Source organism: Marinobacter sp. M3C (assembly GCF_023311895.1).
In the GTDB taxonomy this organism is placed as follows: Bacteria; Pseudomonadota; Gammaproteobacteria; order Pseudomonadales; family Oleiphilaceae; genus Marinobacter.
The window spans coordinates 2,973,648-2,989,954 of record NZ_CP092284.1 but is presented as its reverse complement, the minus strand read 5'-3'; the positions used below and the strand labels follow the sequence as shown (position 1 = coordinate 2,989,954).

Below are 16,307 nucleotides of genomic sequence, written 5' to 3'. Positions count from 1 at the left end.
AAAGATTGTCGGCGCTTTTATTTCGATAGCTTAGTTATTAAATAGGTGCTTATATATTAGATAGGCACTTATATATTAGATAGGTATTAAACGGCATTCAGGCTGACCAAAGCCACGGCTATACTGCCCTGCTGCATCCATTCCGCGTTTTCTGAGGTTATTCATGTCTGGCAAAACCGTTGGCAGCGCCATCTTTCTGCTGGTGATCGGCAACGCCATGGCGCTAATTTCCGATGTCCTGATAAAACTGCTGGAGCCGGGCGCACCCATATTTCAATTCGCCTTCCTGCGCTGCGTGCTAACTCTGCTGCTGCTGTTACCGCTGGCCAAAAAAATAGACCGCCGCCAGTTTTTTGCTGGCACCGGCATTCACGCCATCCGCGCCCATGTTCACCTGATTGGCATGCTGTGCATGATCGTCGCTCTGGCCAACCTGCCCCTGGCCACCGCCAACGCCGTATTCTACGCCGCGCCCATACTGGTGATGCTGTTCTCAGTCGTTATCTTCCGCGAACGCCTGACACCCCTAAGCGTGATTGCCGTATTCAGCGGCTTTGCCGGCATTATCCTGATATTAAGACCCATAGACTTCACTTGGGCGGCGTTTGCGGCCCTGGGCTCGGCGTTTTCACTGGCTATCAACGCCGTACTGGTGCGTAAACTGCCAAAGCAACAGAGCACCGTGCACAAACTGGTCCTGAACTACCTGCTGATTATCCCGGCCGCAGGCGCACTGGCCATCTGGGACTGGCAGCAAGGCTCACGCTGGAGCACCGACCTGGTCATCATCGCCGCCGGCTCCTCCCTGTTCATACTGGGTTACAACATCACCGTACTGCTGGCTTACCGCCAGGTAGACGCCAACCAAGTCACCAGCGCCGAATACACCGGCCTGATCTGGGCGGTGGCCATCGGCTGGATATGGTTCAACGAAGTCCCGGATTTATGGTTCCTGGCCGGCAGCCTGATGATCGTAATACCGCTAATCCTGATCGGCCTGACCCAAAGAAAAAAATACCCGGCAAGAGGCTTCAACCCCGCACTGCGGAATTCAAAAAAATAGATGCCCCAAGAACAAAATGGGGACAGATTTGAAATCTGTCCCCGACTTTCGGCTCGTTACCTAGCCACCAACCCAGAAGCCGCAATAAACCCGGACAACCCGGTCAATACGATCTCCGCCGCCATAGCCGACAGAATCAACCCGCTGATCTTCGACATAATATTCAGGCCATTCTTACCCATCGCCTTTTCCAGATAACCCGACAACCGCAACAACACCGCTAGAATCAGCAAACTCGACACCAACCCCAACAGACCCCCGGCCACCGCCGCAACCTCCTTCAGCTCCGCACCGTAAACCAGAATCGCACCAATAGTCGCCGGGCCAATCATCACCGGAATCGCCAGGGGCACCACCGCAATATCGTCGCGATTGTCATCCGGTAAACCCGTGGCGTGGCTGCGAGTACCATTGTTAACCAAGCTGATGGCCGTCAAAAACAGCAGTGTGCCTGCACCAATGCGGAACGAATTTAGAGTAATACCAATAGCACCAAACAACAGCGGACCGGCAAAAAACAGAATCACACCCAACACCAGCGCCGATATGCAGGCACGACGAATAATCGCGGTTTTCTCGTCCGCCGGCAGCCCGCGGGTTAGCGCCAAAAACATGGTCACCACGAAAAACGGCGCTAACAGAAACAAAAAGCGGATAGAGCTGCTGATGTAGGTCGAAAAAAACAATTCAATCATTATCGAAGAATTCCACAGAAGGAGATTTTGGGCGCCAAGCATAGTCTCCTCACCCCGGATTTGCCGTAAGGAAGTGGACCTACTCAGCGTTATAAAGACAGCGTAGAAATGTAAAATTGATTAAAACAAAACGGGCTGCAAATGCAGCCCGTTTATTTATTCACTCTTCGCGATTTACTGCGTGGCGTTGTAATTGTAAGACTTCACCACTCCGTTGCCATCAAACGTGATAATCAGGTCTTCAGTTTTGTCGTCGCCAAACGCAGACCAGCGATACTTGCCGTAAGTCCAGGTGCGCTTACCGTCTTTCATACCGGTACGCCAAGGCTCACCGAACAACGCCTGCACTTCTGAGCGAGTGGTTTCATTGACTCTAATCTGGTCAACATTGTGGGTGGCAAAATCCTGGCCCACAGATGCGCAACCTGCAAACGTCAGGGTAGTGGCCATCAACACAGCTGCTGAGATTTTTTTCACAAACATCGCCTTAACTCCTGTGGAAACTGCTCTGCATTTTTCAATCTGTATCATAGCGCCAATCGGGTGACAGAAAAAACAAACCCAACCATAATACCTGCAAGAACCCATTATAAGCCGGGGTAAGCTCACCCGCTCTGCGGGCCTGTCATTCAGCACGGAGAGATTCACCTTTGCCTGTAGAAGAACCCGGAAGCCTGCTTATCGCCACTGTTGCCTTCAGTGCGCTGGTCGCGACCGTGGTACTGATTCATCACGAAGTGCTGGTGCGGCTGAGCAGCATACTAGGGAAAATGGGCAATCATCACCATTTCCGCCTGATTGTGGCCGTGCTGGGTGTTCTGGCCGCTCATGCTCTGGAAGTATGGATTTTTGCCATAGCGTACTTTGCTATGCACCATACCCTCGGCTGGGGGCTTCTGGTTGGTAACTTTAACGGCAGCCTTCTGGACTGCGTTTACTTTTCGTTCAGCACATTTACCACCGTCGGCTACGGTGACATTGAGCCTATAGGCAACCTGCGTTTTCTGACCGGTATTGAGGGCCTGACCGGGCTGGTACTGGTGGGCTGGAGTGCGTCTTTCCTATTTATGGAAATGCAACGTTACTGGCCACGGCGTTAAAACACCCCCGCAATACATTCATTACTTGAGCTGAATCAAAGGCGCCCTGAAATAGCGCTCCTCTTTTTTTAATAATTGCGCTAAATCAAGATTGCCTTTGTAACAACCATTACTCTTACCGCCAATACGAATCGAACCCTGGAGATTTACTATGTCCCATACTTTCAGAATTGGTGTTTTGGCTGCGGCCGTAATGGCGGTTGCACCGGCTGCTCAGGCTTTTGAAGCTGGTGATTTTATTCTGCGCGCTGGTGTTGCTCATGTTGCGCCGGACGGATCTAGTGAACGCATCAATGTAGCTGGCAATCCGGTTCTAACTGCAAACCCCCGGGTTGATGTTGACGACAACACGCAGCTGGGTATTCGTGCCACCTATATGTTCACCAGCAACATCGGTATCGGCTTGCTGGGTGCTACTCCTTTCAAACATAACATCGTAGGCGCTGGAACACTTGGCGCTGCAGGCAAGCTGGGTGAAACCAAGCACCTGCCACCAACGCTGACATTGCAATACTATCCAATGCATAGCTCCTCGGTCTTCCAGCCGTTTGTGGGCTTAGGCGTGAACTACACGACCTTCTTTGAAGAGAAAACTGACCCAACCTTAACATCCGCGCTCGGGGCAGCCTCCACTGACCTAAAGCTGGATGACAGCGTTGGCGTTGCTGTAGAAATAGGCATGGATTATATGCTGAGTGAGAATTTTGGTCTTAACGCAGCTGTATGGTGGGCTGATATCAACACTGACGCCACCATTACCGCTTTTGACGGGGCTGGCAATGTTGCAGCGCGTACCGACAAATTTGAAGTCGAAATCGACCCAATGGTCTACATGGTAGGTTTCACCTACAAGTTCTGATCCCTTGCGGATAGTCTGCTGAGCAGCCGGCCCAGCAGACTCTGAAAGTACTACCTTTTATGGGGCCCTGTTTTCACACGGTCCAGTTTTTCATTTTCAGATTCTGAACAATCGGGATAGGGGGGAGCCATGAGGCTCCGCCCCTCCCACACCACCCGGCATGCGGGTCCGCACCGGGCGGTTCGAGAAGTTGAGGTCATGAGAGTCTTGGCACCACACCCAGCCGATCGAAATAGGCAACCGTCAACACGTTGTGGATAGCAGACAAGCTATTGTGCCACCAGCGCCGGCTCAGAGCCGCTACCGATTGTGCCACCCAGGGATTTGCGCCCAGGCGCATCAGCTCCCGATAGATCGTCTTACCTCGTCGCCACTGCTTAAGCTGCATAGCCCTCAAGCGCCGACGTATCCATCCATCCAGCGAGCGCCAGATGCGTGGAGTTTGCGACAGCTTGAAGTAACCTTTCCAGCCCAGCAGATAGCGTCGAAGCTTCTCCACCACTTGTTCCATGCTGCGCCCTCCCGAACGTCGAGTCAGTTGCCGGATCCGCAGCTTGAACGCTTGCAATGCCTTCGCTGAGACCGCACGGCGGACTTCGCCGTTCGGACCCTGCCATAAAGCATAGCCAAGGAACTTGCGCCCAAACACGCTCGTCACTGCACTCTTGGATTCGTTAATCTTCAAATGCAGTTTGTCGTAGCAGCGCCTCAGCAGCCGCATCACCCGCTCTCCCGCCTTCTGGCTGCGCACGTAAACACCAGCCGGATCAGGCCGGGGTCGTTCACGCGTTTCCTCAGGCGGTCGATCAGAATGTCGTGATTGACGCGGTCAAAGAACTTGGACAAATCCACATCAACCACAATGTGGCGGCCTTGCTGGACGTATCGCTGGGCGGACAGAACGGCATCGTGGGCACGGCGGCCCGGGCGAAAGCCGTGACTGTGTTCGCTGAAGCTAGGATCAATCTTCTCTCTCGCGAACGCCTGCTCTAGCAGGCTTCGCCCTGCGCCCTTCGGATCTCGACGCGGGAGTTCTGTTTCATCGCTGGACACGCACGGCAAGGCTTCACCTTCCCGGTGCGTGACCCGCCCCGCGGATGCGGGCATCTGATGCCTGACAGACCTCATCGTCAAGTCGTTTGACGCTCCTTCTCGTTCGGCCCTTCGCTCCGTGGTGGAGCTACTATGGCCTCTGCTGACTTCTCGCTCCGTGTTTCCACGTCGCCCTTTCAGGCATGAGGCGAGATCTCCCCGGGTAAGAACACACTCCTTCACCGCACAACCGCCGGATTTACACCACCTTGCCTTGACCACAAGAGCTTCGCGGCTTCTTGCCCGCTCGCCCTGCTTAGCAGCGCCTCATATCCGATTCTTGTTCATCGGCTCGCGGTTTACGCTCCACGCTTCCTCCCCACGGTCGGTCACCCTTCCGCAGTTGCGCTTCACTTCGTTTGCTGTGGCCAGCTTACGGGAGGACTTGCACCTCCAGGAGTGCGCCCGTGCCGGGCGCACAAAAAACGGGGCGCGTGGCCCCACCCAAGATCGACAATGGACTTGTCAATGCAAACAACGCTACTGCTTATCGATACACTTCTGCTGCTCCTGGGGAGTGTATTCGGTCAATGCTGCCAACTCCTTGGAATCCCACTAAAGAGGCTCGGCGGCCATCATGCATATCTGGACCATTTCATCTAGGTGCACCATGTCCATACCGAAGTCTCGCTTGCCCATGGCAACAAAGTGAGGGTACTGATTCTTGAAAGTGTTTAGGTAATTCTTGAAAGTGTTTAGGTAAGCGTTGCCGTTGCTGCCGGCTGGCCGATTTGTAAAGGGTTGCAGCAATGTCGTCCGGCCCTGCACCTTCGGTGGCCATCAGCCAGATCAGCGAGGCGGTTTCGTTCAGACCGCTCAGGTGATCGAGGCGAGTGTCGTATAGATACACCTGACCTTCACTGAGGGTGTCTTCCGCCACCCAGCGTTCGAGATGTGGTTGCTGAAGAGGGCGGTCAGACAATACCTGGACACCACCCAGTCGGACAGTCGTGGCAGCGCCATGAAAGGCAGATACGCCGCCGTGTCGGTTCCGGAAACCAGGTTCTTGAAGCCGCCGCTGCGGGCTATTTCATCTTGGGATTCCCAGACCAGCCGCTCAACCACAGAGCCGGTTTCCAAAGCGACAGGCTTGCTATTGAGGCCCACGATTTCAACCATGTCGGCAACCAGGGTCAGGGCATTAACGTCCGGGTTGGTCTGATAGCTGAAGGGATTGTTGGCGTTTCGAAGATAGAGACACATGTGATTTGCAACTGTCACACCAAGAACTGAGCTTTTCTGCGGCTCAGAACCCTATTCGTGAAAGCTCGATGCCGGAGAATGTGGCAGGGGCCGCAATGACCGGCCGTGGTTGATAACGGTGAGCTTCGAAATGTGTAGAGAGCAGGCACCTCGTTTCATAACCTACTGACTTGGCAGCCTACCTGGCCCTACCTGTGGCGTAATGTTCTACCTGAACTTGAGGTGCATTCACCTTTGTCAGGCGGCACAACAAGACAACTTGCTGACGTCCTTGGTAAAGGTTTGGGCACAGAGCTTCAGCCCCTCCACCATGGTGAGATAGGGAAACAGCTCGGCGCCCACCTCTTGCACTGTCATGCGCGCACGCAATGCCATCACCGCCGTCTGGATCAGTTCACCCGCCTCGCCGGTGACCGCCTGGACCCCAAGCAACCGTCCTGAGCTACGCTCGGCCACCATCTTGATAAAACCGCCAGTCTCGAAATTCACCAGCGCCCGCGGCACGTTTTCCAGATTGAGCGAACGGGTGTCCACTTTGAAGCCCCGCCTGATGGCCTCGGCTGCTGTCAGGCCGACAGTAGCCACCTGGGGATTGGTAAAGACCACCGCCGGCATGGCGCTGAGATCCAGCCGTGCATCGCCACCGGTCATATTCACCGCAGCCCGGCTGCCTCCGGCGGCTGCTACATAAACAAACTGGGGCTGGTTGGTACAGTCTCCAGCGGCGTAAATGCCCGGCACCCGAGTCTGGAGTTGCTCGTTCACGATGACGGCACCGTGATCGGTCTCTACGTCGATCGCATCCAAGTTCAGCCTTTCAGTGTTCGGGGTGCGACCTACCGCGACCAGAAGTCGATCGGCCCGCAGCTCCCCGGCATTCGAGTCGACAATGAATTCATCATTGGTATAGCTGACCTGGCTCGCTTGCGTGTCATTCAGGACGCTTATACGCTCAGCCTGAAACGCTGTTTGAATGGCTTCTCCAACAGCGGGGTCTTCACGAGATAATAGCCGGCTGCGTGCCAGAATCGTCACCTCGCTGCCCAGCCGGGCAAACGCCTGGGCCAGTTCCACCGCCACCACCGAGGCCCCGATGACAATCAGTCGGTCCGGAATGGTGTCACTGGCAAGCGCAGTGGTGGATGTCCAGTATAGCGTACCGGACAAGCCCGGAATCGGGGGAATGGTTGGTCGCGCACCGGTACCAATGAACGCACGGTCAAAGCCGATCTTGTGTTCCTTGCCGTCGGTACCATTGACCAACAGCGTACGGGCATCCTTAAAACGAGCCTCACCCTGCACGACAGTGATATCAGGATTGTCTGCCAGAATCCCTTCATACTTGGCGCGGCGCAGTTCATCAACACGGGCCTGCTGTTGGGCCAGCAACAGGGGCCGGTCGATCATGGGTTCGGTCGCCGTGATGCTTTCATCAAATGGACTTTTGCGGCGCAAATGAGCGATGTGGGCCGCCCGGATCATGATTTTGGAGGGCACACAGCCAATGTTGACGCAGGTTCCGCCGAGGGTGCCGCGCTCGATCAGTGTCACTCGGGCACCGCGTTCAGTCGCCTTCAGGGCGGCGGCCATGGCACTACCGCCGCTGCCAATCACTGCAATGTGGAAGTTGTTGTCACTCATAAACGTTGCTCCTTAGTCGATGGGCTATCGCAGCAGGCATCGTGTTTCTTCTTGCGCCATACGGCATAGCAGGTCAGGCCAATAAAAAAGGCGAGCGCGGGCAACAGCACGTAGTCGAGATAACCGGTCAGCGCAGCCAGGCCTACCGTCCCAAGCAAAATCACCAATATCGGCGTAAAGCAGCAAAGCGCAACCAGCACGGTGCCAATGACACTCACCCGCAACAGGGTTTTGGGGTTGTGCATGGTTACTCCTGTGTCGCCTGGCTTTGTTTCAGCGTGGACGGATAGCCTGCGTTAGTCGTGGCTTGAGTCAGTGCCTCAACGGAGGTTTTCGCATCGTCGAAGGTGACCGTAGCATCACGTTCTTCATAACGGACATCGACAGCATTCACTCCCTCGACCCGGTTGAGAACAACTTTGACGGTGATTGGGCAGGCCGAGCAGGTCATGCCTGGCTGGCCTCCGCAGGCCGGTATATCTGACGCCAGGCAAAAGTCATTGCCACCAGCGCAGCCCCGATGAACCATGGTCGAAAGGGTTCCAGGGCGGCCAGGTTGCCGATCCAGGCGCCGGAAATGCCCAACGTGATTAACACCAAGGGGCCACGACAGCTGCAATGCCCCCAGCAATCAGCGAACCGCGACCTGCTTTTGATTCTGACATTACAATGGTTCCTTTCATGACATGGATGACGGCGTTAAGGTTACTCCCGTAGTCAGCTACGGAATCAAGCCCTATGTCTAAAAAACAATGCTCAATGACTATCGGTGTACTGGCCAAGGCCGCCGGTATGGGTGTGGAAACCATCCGCTATTACCAGCGCAGGGGGCTGGTGGCAGAACCTGAAAAACCCTATGGCAGCATTCGTCATTACGACGACCAGGCATTGGCGCGCCTCCACTTCATTCGAACCGCCCAATGGCTGGGATTCAGTCTGGATGAAATCGGAGGGCTGCTTAAGCTGGAAGACGGCGCCCACTGTGATGAGACTCGAGCCCTGGCTGAGCGCAAACTGGATGATTTGCGACGCAAGATCGCCAGCTTGCGACAGATGGAATCCACTCTGGATAGTCTAGTGGAACGTTGCCGGTGCAGTGAAGACCCGCAGCGATGTCCGATCATTCATTCGCTGCAGGGTAAACGTGATGTCCCGAACGAGGGGGTCGAAAGATGAGCTTTTCCCGTTGCTAAATGGCCAGCCCAAAAGCGGCCCTGGCAACTGCGTACAGTTGGCGCTAGAAGTGCACTTTCTTGATCTCCAATTCTGAGCCTGACCAATAAGGATTTCCAATGACCAACAACGTGCCCAGCGACAGAAAATATCGCGCAAGACTGATGAAAGCATCTGACTTATTCGTAAAAGCGTTGGAAAATGAGGGAGTCCAGTACATTTTTGGCGTTCCCGGCGAAGAAAATCTCGATTTACTGAATTCATTAAAAAACTCGAGCATCCGCTTGATTCTCACCCGTCACGAACAAGGCGCGGGGTTCATGGCCGCCACCTATGGCCGTTTAACGGGCCAGCCCGGCGTCTGCCTGGCAACGCTTGGGCCTGGCGCAACCAATCTGATCACGCCGGCGGCTTTCGCCCAGTTGGGCGCCATGCCGATGCTCATGATTACTGGGCAAAAACCGATCAAAACAAGCAAGCAAGGTCGCTTTCAAATCCTCGATGTGGTGGATTTGATGCGCTCGGTTACTAAATTCACCAAGCAGATTGTCAATGGCAACACCATCGCCTCACTGGTGCGCGAGTCTTTTCGCCTGGCCATCGAAGAAAGGCCGGGGGCGGTGCACCTGGAATTACCGGAGGACATCGCCGACGAGGAATGCGCGGAGACGGTTTTTCCGCCCATTGGTCATCGCCGCCCCCACGCCACGGAAGACGTGCTGCGCGAAGCAACCAGCATGATCGAGGCGGCAAAAAGCCCGCTGCTGTTGATCGGGGCGGGTGCTAACCGTAAACGCGTCAGCGAGGCATTGACGGCTTTCGTCGAGGCCACCGGCATTCCGTTTTTCACGACCCAAATGGGCAAAGGTGTTGTCGACGAACGCCATCCCCTTTACCTGGGATCAGCCGCCTTGTCCGACCACGATTTCCTGCATTGCGCCATTGACCGAGCGGATCTGATTATCAATGTGGGCCATGATGTAGTGGAAAAGCCACCGTTCTTTATGGAGCATGGCGGCAAGCAAGTAATTCATGTGAATTTCTCACCCGCCGAGGTGGACGCGGTGTACTTCCCCCAACTCAACGTGGTGGGAGATATTGCCTTTTCCGTGCAGCAACTGGCGAAGCTTATTGAAAACAAGAACCATTGGGACCTGTCCTTTTTCAAAACCATCAAAACAGAAGTAGACCAGCATCTGTCGAAGTATTTTCTCGATACCCGGTTCCCGATGCTGCCGCAACGTTTAGTACATGTGCTGCGGGAAACCCTGGCGGAAGATGCAGTGCTTAGCCTGGATAACGGCGTTTACAAAATATGGTTTGCCCGCAACTACAAATGTTATTTCCCCAACACCATGCTGCTGGATAATGCACTGGCTACGATGGGCGCGGGCTTGTCCAGCGCCATGATGGCTAAAATGCTGTACCCCAATACTCAAGTCGTGGCTGTTTGTGGTGATGGCGGTTTCATGATGAACTCACAGGAGCTGGAAACCGCTGTTCGCCTGAAGCTTAATCTCGTGGTGATCATCGTCAACGACAATGCCTACGGCATGATTAAATGGAAACAGCATGCCATGGGTTTTGATAATTTTGGTTTGGATTATGCCAACCCGGATTTTGTTACTTACGCCCAAAGTTACGGCGCCCACGGCTACCGGATACAAAACGATGAGCACTTTCAACAAACTCTGGACACATGCTTGGCGTCTACCGGGGTTCACGTCATTGAACTGCCCGTGGATTACTCACTCAATCACGAAATCCTCAACGTCATGCTTAAGGAGAAAACATGCCAACTGTGAACACAACCAACAGTGTGCAAGTGTTTCGGCCTTATGACCAAAGGGTGATCCGCGAGATCCCCATGGACTCGGCGGAAATGGTCATGGGCGCCCTCGCTGAGGCGCATCAACTCTTTCAGGATCAGTCGCCCTCGGACTGAGCCTTAAACTGCAATCTCGACACCGTTACCAGTTTTCCCCGAACGGTCTTATGTCCAGTTCGAAGGTCCAGGCCGAAGGATCCTGGTGACACAGGGTCCAAATGGCATCCGCCACGGCAGATGGGTTGACGAAAAAATCATCCGTTTTGTCATGCAGCCACTCGCGGGTACGTGGCAAATCCACCACGCCGTCAATCACCACGTTGGCCACATGAATTCTTTCCGGCCCCAACTGCCGGGCAAGGGATTGCGCCAGGCTGCGCTGGGCCGCCTTGGCCGAAGCGAAAGGCGCAGAATTTGCCCGCCCCCGGGTCGCAGCAGACGCACTGGTCACCACAATACTGGCCGTGTCGTGCTGGCGCAGTTGCGGCAAAACTGCCTTGGTGGCCGCTACAAGGCCTTGGACGTTGGTGCGCCAGCTGGCCTCAAAATCGTCGAAGCTGGCCTCCTCCACATTCTTGAAAACACCAGCCCCGGCATTGTAGAGCAGCACCGATACCGGGCCGAGTATCTGCTCGATCGCCTGGAACGTTGAATTTACGCTATCAATCTCTGTGGCATCGTACTCATAGGCATGAGTATTCGGAATCTGTTGCGCCAGGGATTCGAGGTAATCCCGGCTGCGCGCCAGCATCGCCACCTGGAAGCCGCCCTCACTGAAACGGCGGGCCAATGCTTCACCGTTACCGGGACCTACACCAATAATCACGCACACTTTGTTCATTGATCGCTCCTTTTTTTCGACCATCTTGGACATCGTCTCATTACAAATTACAGGTAACGGCTTGACCAGGCCACTAGCCGTTGCAGGCTTCGTTGCATTGTCCTTGCTGCATGGCAAGGCCCAACAAATCAGTCGATTCTGACAATAATACCGCCAGCCGCGTCGGCATCTTCCTGATCGTGTGTTACCAGCACCGCAGGCACATTCTGTTGACGCAGGTGCTCAAAAACGACAGCGCGCAATTCGCGCCGCAAGGGCGCATCTAGCTTGGAAAAGGGCTCATCCAGCAGGATGGCCCGGGGTCGGGAAATGATCAGCCTTACCAGCGCGACCCGCGCCCGCTGTCCACCTGAAAGCGTCTCGGGGTCGCGGTGTCCGAACCCCGCCAGGCCAACACTGGCAAGCGCACTTTCCACCCGCTCGGCGACGTCGTCTTTTCCTCCGCGAGCACCAAATCTTACGTTTCCGGCTACTGACAAATGCGGAAACAGCAACGGGTCCTGGAACAGCAAGCCGACCCCGGTCTTTTCTGCCGGTCGGCCGGTAATATCCTCACCATCCAGAATGGCCCGGCCGGTCGCGTGAAAGCTGGGCGACATGAAGCCGGCAATCCAGGCCAGCAGCGTCGATTTGCCAGAGCCGGAGGGGCCCATGACGGTTAGCACTCCACCGGGACTGATGGTTTCTGTAAGATGCAGCAGACGATGCCCATGCAGCTCCAAGGCAACGTCCTGCAGTTGTAAGCAGCCAGGCTCAGCTAAAGGGCCTGCATGCCCCGACGTTCTTTCCATAATAACCTCGGAATCAGTAATGCCAGCAGAAAACCGATGAAAGGTGTAATGGCCTGCACCATAGACCAGACCCCGATAAGACGGCGATCCCCGCCCGATGACAGTGCCACCGCCTCCGTCGTCACCGTGACGATGCGCCCGCCCCCCAGCATCTGGGTAGGCAGGTACTGACTGACGCTGATCGCCACGCCCAAAGCCATCGCGGTCAGCACCGGCCTCAGCATCATCGGCAATCGAATGCGCCAGAAAGCCTGATTGACCGAGAGTCCCAGCGATCGGCCCAGAATGACCCACCGGAAATCAAAGCGACGGTAGGGTTCCACCAGCGTCAAATACACATAAGGCAACACAAAAAGCAGGTGGGCCCAGACCACCACCCAGAGCGCCGGCGCCTGCCCCGCTATTTGGCTTAGCACGGTAATGCCGGACAGAAAGCCCACCTGCGGCACCAGCAATGGCAGATAAAGCAGCCAGAGCGCGCGTGTAGCCGGTTGGTTCCGCCGCTGTTCATGCTCCAACGCAGCGAGCACCATGACCACCGCCAGCACAGATGCCGCCGTCGCAATGACCATGGTCATCCAGAACGGCCGGGCCAAATCCGGCAGTGCCTGCAGCCAGTGGCTCGGGGTAATGGACCCTGGCCAGGCGTCGGGAAAACGCCAGAAGCCGGCGACGGAGTTGAGCGCGAGGGCGAATAGCCCCAGCACCGGAAACAACGTTGCAATCAACATGAGTCCCCGGCCAGCCAGCCATAACGTGCCATCCGATCGCTGCCGGTTGCCGCCGGCTATCCAGGCATTGAAGCCCGCGCCAATCAGTTTCTCCAACCCCCACCAAACTGACAACGTCGATACGGTCACCAGAAGCTGAAGCAGCGCTCCAGCCGAGGCCAGAAAACGGCGGGAAAGATCAGGGTCATTGAACCACTGCACCACCTGAACACTCAGGGTGGAAGGTAAATTGGGCCCCAGACTCATCGCCACATCCACCGTGGACGTGGCAAACGCCAGCACCGCATACACTGGCAGTCGGATCAGCGGATAAAGTGCCGGAGCCACCGTTTTGAACCAGGCAACCCGAGGCAGGTAACCCAGGGAACGTGCCAGCATGACTCGCTGACCTGCATTGAGCTGGGGCAAACCCGCCAGACTGACCAGCAGCAGGAAAGGAATTTCCTTGAACACCAGGCCGCTGATCAGCGACATGCCGAAAGGATCATTCAGCAACAGCCAATCCGGTGGACGCTCAAACCCGGTCAATGACGGGGAAAGCCACCGCAGCAGCAAGCCGGAAGGCGCGACCAGAAAAGCAAACCCAAACGCCGCGGCGGCATGGGGGATCGACAACAGGGGAGAAACCAGCCGCTGGATCCAGCGATCAAACCGGGTATTGGCAATGGTCGACAGAAACAGAAAGACGATGATCAACGCCAGGCCGGTCGCCAACAGGCCACTACTAAAACTCACGGCAACCGACCGCAGAATGCCGGGCGTTGCCGCCAGCTCAAGCCACGGACGAAACGACCAGTCATCGCCCCCAAGTACAGGCAGGTAGCCAAAAGCCGGTGGCACGGTAAACAAGGTGCCTCCTACCACCGGCAAGACCAGACTGAGAACAATAATCCAAGGTGCAAGGCGCAGCATTGGCAAGCTCAGATCATCATCAAATGGGGTCAGTTGCCGCTGTATCGCTCAAGCCAGGCGGCCTCCAGGGCCTCAACCCAGCTGGCATGAGGTTCCTCCACGACCTGCTGGAGCTCTGCCGGTGTCACTCCGCCCTTAGGCGACGGTAATGCTTCGAACAGGGCTTTCTGTTCGGCGTCCAGTTGATTCATGGATAGCACCGTCAGGAAGCCCCAGTTGTCCGGATGCTGCGCGTAGGCCTGGGCTTCCGGGGACAGCAGAAAATTCGCCACCACCATGGCGGCTGACTTATGCTGCGCGTTGAAGGGTATGGCCAGAAAGCTGACGTTGCCGATGGTGCCCCCGTCCAGCACATAGCTCTCCACCGTTGGCGGCAGCTCGTTGTTGGCGATGGCGGCTGGCACCTCGGCGGGCCAGAAGGAGAAAGCCAGGCTGAGCTCCCCATCCCCCATCAGGCGACGCAGAGACGGACCATTGTCGGGAAAATTACGGGCGGACCGCCAAAGGTGTGGGTGAAGTTGATCCAGAAAATTCCAGAGTGGCGCTGTGACCGCCTCAAAATCTGCCTCGGCAACCGGTCCATACAGCGCGTCTCCATCGCCTGTGAGTTCAATTAAAGCCTGTTTCAGGAACGTGGTGCCCAGATACTGAGGCGGCTTGGGATAGGAAAACTCACCGGGATTTTCCTGCGCCCATTCAAGCAGCTCAGGCATCGAGCCCGGAGGGTTGTCCGTCAGCGATTTGTCGTAATAGAACACCACCTGCGCCTTGCCCCAGGGCGCCTCCATGCCCTCCACCGGCACGGTAAAGTCGGTCGTTACTGCGGGGTTGTTTTCGGGGTCTGTCAGGCTGAAGTTCGGCAGTTGCCCGACCCAGGGGCCAAACAGCAGGCCTGCCTCCTTAAGCGTTGCGAAGTTCTCGCCGTTTATCCAGATCAGGTCAACAGCGCCTTCGGAGGTGTTACCCCCCTGCTTTTCCGCAACGACCCGTGAAACGGCCTCGGCGGTATCACCCAGTTTCACGTGGACAAGGTCGATACCGTAACGTTCCTCGACCTGCCCCGCGGCCCAGCGGATGGTGTTATTGGTGTTCGATTCTCCGCCCCAGGCGTTGAAATAGACCGTTTGTCCGCGCGCCTGCTCAACGATGGCCGGCCATTCATCAGATACTGCAGCATGGCTTCCCAGCGGCAGCGCCAGGCTCACGGATAACGCCAGTAAAGTAGACTTCATCAGGACCTCTGTTTGTCGTTGTCGTTGTTAATTGGTTAAAAACCGTGCAGGCCACCGCCTAAGCCAGCAGCCGTTCCAGCTCATCGAATTCAGATACGATGGCGTCAATGACCGCTGGTTCCAGGTAATGGTTCGCCCGATCCCGCACATGGGCATTGAGTGCATTTTCATTATTGGATTCGGACCAGTTTTGGCCGCCATCCGGCCCGGGTGCGGCACTGGACAGTGCCAGCCACTTTGCGCACCAGGTCGTTGACCACAACCACATAAGTCGACGAAGCGGCACATGCCAGGGGCGGTGATCGGCGCCCCTGGCACCAAAAGCCTGCTCCCACGACTGATACGCATAGGCGATGTCGTCGACCGCCAGAACGGCGTAAGAGTTCATGTCCCAGGTGGTCGAGGTGTACAGGGTGCTGTGGGCCAGGTCGAAGCCCGGATAACTGATGCGACACTTTTCAAGATCCACCATCCAGGCGGCGCCTTGTTTGTCGACCAGAAAGTTGCCGGGGTGGGCATCAAAGGTAATCAGGCTTTCTGGCGGTCGCTCATCCAGGCCGGCCAGTCTGGTGGCGAGCTCAAGCTGCCCCTGCACCCGGGCCTGAACGTCGGCGGACAACCCGGCGCGCGCCAGGAATTCCGCCTGGCTGCGGATTTCCTGAATCATGCTGACCAATGGATCTTCAGGAAGGCTCAGGCGCTGGTGGCTCGCTTGCGGCACATCAACACAATGTATTCTCGCCAATGACAGGCTCAGAGACGCCACATGCTCAGGCAACGCCAATGGCACACCGTCCACATAATCCAGCACCAGAGCACCCCGGGGCAGCGCCGGGCTGACCGGTAACACCTGATGCAATGCTGGGGTCACCAAAGAGGGCGCCGCCGCCTGAAAACAGATTGCTTCATGGGCCAGATGCGGTTCTGGATCCAGGCCCACCTGGCTTTGTTTGGGAATACGCAGTAACTGGCCGCTGTTGCCAAGACGCACATGGGCGTGGGCCAACCCGGTGTCCGGGAGGAAGCGCAGGGATTGTCCGCGCCAGACGGTGTCCACCAGGAGGTTTTCAAGGCCCGTTTCCGATACGCCAAGGGCGTGGAACAGTCCGCTTTGCCCGTGGTTCAGATTCCGGGTCATGATACTGC

The 16,307-nt window shown here is 56.2% G+C and carries 17 protein-coding genes and 2 pseudogenes; 6 read left to right on the top strand and 13 right to left on the bottom strand.

Annotation, left to right across the window (positions count from 1 at the left end):
• Nucleotides 1-163: 163 nt before the first annotated feature.
• Nucleotides 164-1,063: a DMT family transporter gene (locus MIH18_RS14035; RefSeq protein WP_249006703.1), complete on the top strand. Its 900-nt coding sequence runs from the start codon at nt 164-166 to the stop codon at nt 1,061-1,063.
• Nucleotides 1,064-1,119: 56 nt separating this feature from the next.
• On the opposite strand, the gene MIH18_RS14030 is transcribed toward MIH18_RS14035, so the two are convergent.
• Both MIH18_RS14030 and bamE read right to left on the bottom strand, forming a co-directional pair.
• On the bottom strand, nt 1,120-1,758 hold the full coding sequence (locus MIH18_RS14030) for a MarC family protein (RefSeq protein WP_098420715.1): 639 nt from the start codon (nt 1,756-1,758) through the stop codon (nt 1,120-1,122).
• Between the two features lie 174 nt (nt 1,759-1,932).
• Nucleotides 1,933-2,241 (bottom strand): outer membrane protein assembly factor BamE, encoded by a 309-nt coding sequence (gene bamE / locus MIH18_RS14025; RefSeq protein WP_249012663.1) that lies wholly within the window; start codon nt 2,239-2,241, stop codon nt 1,933-1,935.
• Between the two features lie 191 nt (nt 2,242-2,432).
• Between bamE and MIH18_RS14020 the strand changes: the two genes are divergently transcribed.
• Together MIH18_RS14020 and MIH18_RS14015 are read left to right on the top strand one after the other, a co-directional pair.
• Nucleotides 2,433-2,858 (top strand): potassium channel family protein, encoded by a 426-nt coding sequence (locus tag MIH18_RS14020; RefSeq protein ID WP_249014623.1) that lies wholly within the window; start codon nt 2,433-2,435, stop codon nt 2,856-2,858.
• 151 nt (nt 2,859-3,009) lie between these two features.
• Nucleotides 3,010-3,717: an OmpW family outer membrane protein gene (locus MIH18_RS14015; protein ID WP_249006706.1), complete on the top strand. Its 708-nt coding sequence runs from the start codon at nt 3,010-3,012 to the stop codon at nt 3,715-3,717.
• Between the two features lie 196 nt (nt 3,718-3,913).
• On the opposite strand, the pseudogene MIH18_RS14010 reads toward MIH18_RS14015, so the two are convergent.
• From MIH18_RS14010 to MIH18_RS13985, 6 genes and pseudogenes are all read right to left on the bottom strand, one after another.
• A pseudogene (locus MIH18_RS14010) lies at nt 3,914-4,845 on the bottom strand (group II intron maturase-specific domain-containing protein).
• A 780-nt stretch (nt 4,846-5,625) separates the two neighbouring features.
• Nucleotides 5,626-6,012 carry a hypothetical protein gene (locus MIH18_RS14005; RefSeq protein ID WP_249007103.1) on the bottom strand — a complete coding sequence of 129 codons (387 nt, stop codon included), beginning with the start codon at nt 6,010-6,012 and terminating at the stop codon, nt 5,626-5,628.
• A gap of 237 nt (nt 6,013-6,249) precedes the next feature.
• Nucleotides 6,250-7,653: a mercury(II) reductase gene (gene merA, locus MIH18_RS14000; RefSeq protein ID WP_249007102.1), complete on the bottom strand. Its 1,404-nt coding sequence runs from the start codon at nt 7,651-7,653 to the stop codon at nt 6,250-6,252.
• Nucleotides 7,650-7,898: a mercury resistance system transport protein MerF gene (merF, locus tag MIH18_RS13995; protein ID WP_249007101.1), complete on the bottom strand. Its 249-nt coding sequence runs from the start codon at nt 7,896-7,898 to the stop codon at nt 7,650-7,652. Before merF ends, merA begins: the two co-directional genes overlap by 4 nt.
• Nucleotides 7,899-7,900: 2 nt before the next feature.
• Nucleotides 7,901-8,182 (bottom strand): mercury resistance system periplasmic binding protein MerP, encoded by a 282-nt coding sequence (gene merP / locus MIH18_RS13990; RefSeq protein WP_249007100.1) that lies wholly within the window; start codon nt 8,180-8,182, stop codon nt 7,901-7,903.
• Nucleotides 8,107-8,318, bottom strand: a pseudogene (locus MIH18_RS13985) (mercuric transporter MerT family protein); the annotation flags it as partial. The pseudogene MIH18_RS13985 and the gene merP, both read right to left, overlap by 76 nt.
• Nucleotides 8,319-8,391: 73 nt before the next feature.
• On the opposite strand from MIH18_RS13985, the gene merR reads away from it, so the two are divergent.
• The 3 genes from merR (at nt 8,392) to MIH18_RS13970 (ending at nt 10,771) form a co-directional block, all read left to right on the top strand.
• On the top strand, nt 8,392-8,829 hold the full coding sequence (merR, locus tag MIH18_RS13980) for an Hg(II)-responsive transcriptional regulator (RefSeq protein WP_249012662.1): 438 nt from the start codon (nt 8,392-8,394) through the stop codon (nt 8,827-8,829).
• Nucleotides 8,830-8,945: 116 nt separating this feature from the next.
• Complete coding sequence (locus MIH18_RS13975; protein ID WP_249012661.1) at nt 8,946-10,631, top strand: acetolactate synthase large subunit; 1,686 nt, start codon at nt 8,946-8,948, stop codon at nt 10,629-10,631.
• Nucleotides 10,619-10,771: a hypothetical protein gene (locus MIH18_RS13970; protein ID WP_014869468.1), complete on the top strand. Its 153-nt coding sequence runs from the start codon at nt 10,619-10,621 to the stop codon at nt 10,769-10,771. The genes MIH18_RS13975 and MIH18_RS13970 overlap by 13 nt, the downstream gene beginning before the upstream one ends.
• A gap of 25 nt (nt 10,772-10,796) precedes the next feature.
• Here MIH18_RS13970 and MIH18_RS13965 read toward each other — a convergent pair whose 3' ends face one another.
• The 5 genes from MIH18_RS13965 to MIH18_RS13945 all read right to left on the bottom strand — a co-directional run bounded on the left by MIH18_RS13965 (nt 10,797) and on the right by MIH18_RS13945 (nt 16,299).
• Nucleotides 10,797-11,495: an SDR family NAD(P)-dependent oxidoreductase gene (locus MIH18_RS13965; protein ID WP_249007097.1), complete on the bottom strand. Its 699-nt coding sequence runs from the start codon at nt 11,493-11,495 to the stop codon at nt 10,797-10,799.
• Between the two features lie 128 nt (nt 11,496-11,623).
• Entirely contained in the window at nt 11,624-12,286 is a 663-nt protein-coding gene (locus MIH18_RS13960) for an ATP-binding cassette domain-containing protein (RefSeq protein ID WP_249007096.1), read from the bottom strand.
• The gene (locus MIH18_RS13955) at nt 12,253-13,929 is read right to left on the bottom strand and encodes an ABC transporter permease (protein ID WP_249012660.1); all 1,677 of its coding nucleotides are present in this window, start codon (nt 13,927-13,929) and stop codon (nt 12,253-12,255) included. Before MIH18_RS13955 ends, MIH18_RS13960 begins: the two co-directional genes overlap by 34 nt.
• Nucleotides 13,930-13,958: 29 nt before the next feature.
• Nucleotides 13,959-15,161 carry an ABC transporter substrate-binding protein gene (locus MIH18_RS13950; protein WP_249012659.1) on the bottom strand — a complete coding sequence of 401 codons (1,203 nt, stop codon included), beginning with the start codon at nt 15,159-15,161 and terminating at the stop codon, nt 13,959-13,961.
• A 58-nt stretch (nt 15,162-15,219) separates the two neighbouring features.
• Nucleotides 15,220-16,299 carry a phosphotransferase gene (locus tag MIH18_RS13945; protein ID WP_249012658.1) on the bottom strand — a complete coding sequence of 360 codons (1,080 nt, stop codon included), beginning with the start codon at nt 16,297-16,299 and terminating at the stop codon, nt 15,220-15,222.
• Nucleotides 16,300-16,307: the final 8 nt, after the last annotated feature.

What these genes read in the sequence shown, in the direction of transcription:
- MIH18_RS14035 (WP_249006703.1), top strand. Translation starts at nt 164, where the DNA reads ATGTCTGGCAAAACCGTTGGCAGCGCCATCTTTCTGCTGGTGATCGGC.
- MIH18_RS14030 (WP_098420715.1), bottom strand. Translation starts at nt 1,758, where the DNA reads ATGATTGAATTGTTTTTTTCGACCTACATCAGCAGCTCTATCCGCTTT.
- bamE (WP_249012663.1), bottom strand. Translation starts at nt 2,241, where the DNA reads ATGTTTGTGAAAAAAATCTCAGCAGCTGTGTTGATGGCCACTACCCTG.
- MIH18_RS14015 (WP_249006706.1), top strand. Translation starts at nt 3,010, where the DNA reads ATGTCCCATACTTTCAGAATTGGTGTTTTGGCTGCGGCCGTAATGGCG.
- MIH18_RS14005 (WP_249007103.1), bottom strand. Translation starts at nt 6,012, where the DNA reads ATGTGTCTCTATCTTCGAAACGCCAACAATCCCTTCAGCTATCAGACC.
- merA (WP_249007102.1), bottom strand. Translation starts at nt 7,653, where the DNA reads ATGAGTGACAACAACTTCCACATTGCAGTGATTGGCAGCGGCGGTAGT.
- merF (WP_249007101.1), bottom strand. Translation starts at nt 7,898, where the DNA reads ATGCACAACCCCAAAACCCTGTTGCGGGTGAGTGTCATTGGCACCGTG.
- merP (WP_249007100.1), bottom strand. Translation starts at nt 8,182, where the DNA reads ATGGTTCATCGGGGCTGCGCTGGTGGCAATGACTTTTGCCTGGCGTCA.
- merR (WP_249012662.1), top strand. Translation starts at nt 8,392, where the DNA reads ATGTCTAAAAAACAATGCTCAATGACTATCGGTGTACTGGCCAAGGCC.
- MIH18_RS13975 (WP_249012661.1), top strand. Translation starts at nt 8,946, where the DNA reads ATGACCAACAACGTGCCCAGCGACAGAAAATATCGCGCAAGACTGATG.
- MIH18_RS13970 (WP_014869468.1), top strand. Translation starts at nt 10,619, where the DNA reads ATGCCAACTGTGAACACAACCAACAGTGTGCAAGTGTTTCGGCCTTAT.
- MIH18_RS13965 (WP_249007097.1), bottom strand. Translation starts at nt 11,495, where the DNA reads ATGAACAAAGTGTGCGTGATTATTGGTGTAGGTCCCGGTAACGGTGAA.
- MIH18_RS13960 (WP_249007096.1), bottom strand. Translation starts at nt 12,286, where the DNA reads ATGGAAAGAACGTCGGGGCATGCAGGCCCTTTAGCTGAGCCTGGCTGC.
- MIH18_RS13955 (WP_249012660.1), bottom strand. Translation starts at nt 13,929, where the DNA reads ATGCTGCGCCTTGCACCTTGGATTATTGTTCTCAGTCTGGTCTTGCCG.
- MIH18_RS13950 (WP_249012659.1), bottom strand. Translation starts at nt 15,161, where the DNA reads ATGAAGTCTACTTTACTGGCGTTATCCGTGAGCCTGGCGCTGCCGCTG.
- MIH18_RS13945 (WP_249012658.1), bottom strand. Translation starts at nt 16,299, where the DNA reads ATGACCCGGAATCTGAACCACGGGCAAAGCGGACTGTTCCACGCCCTT.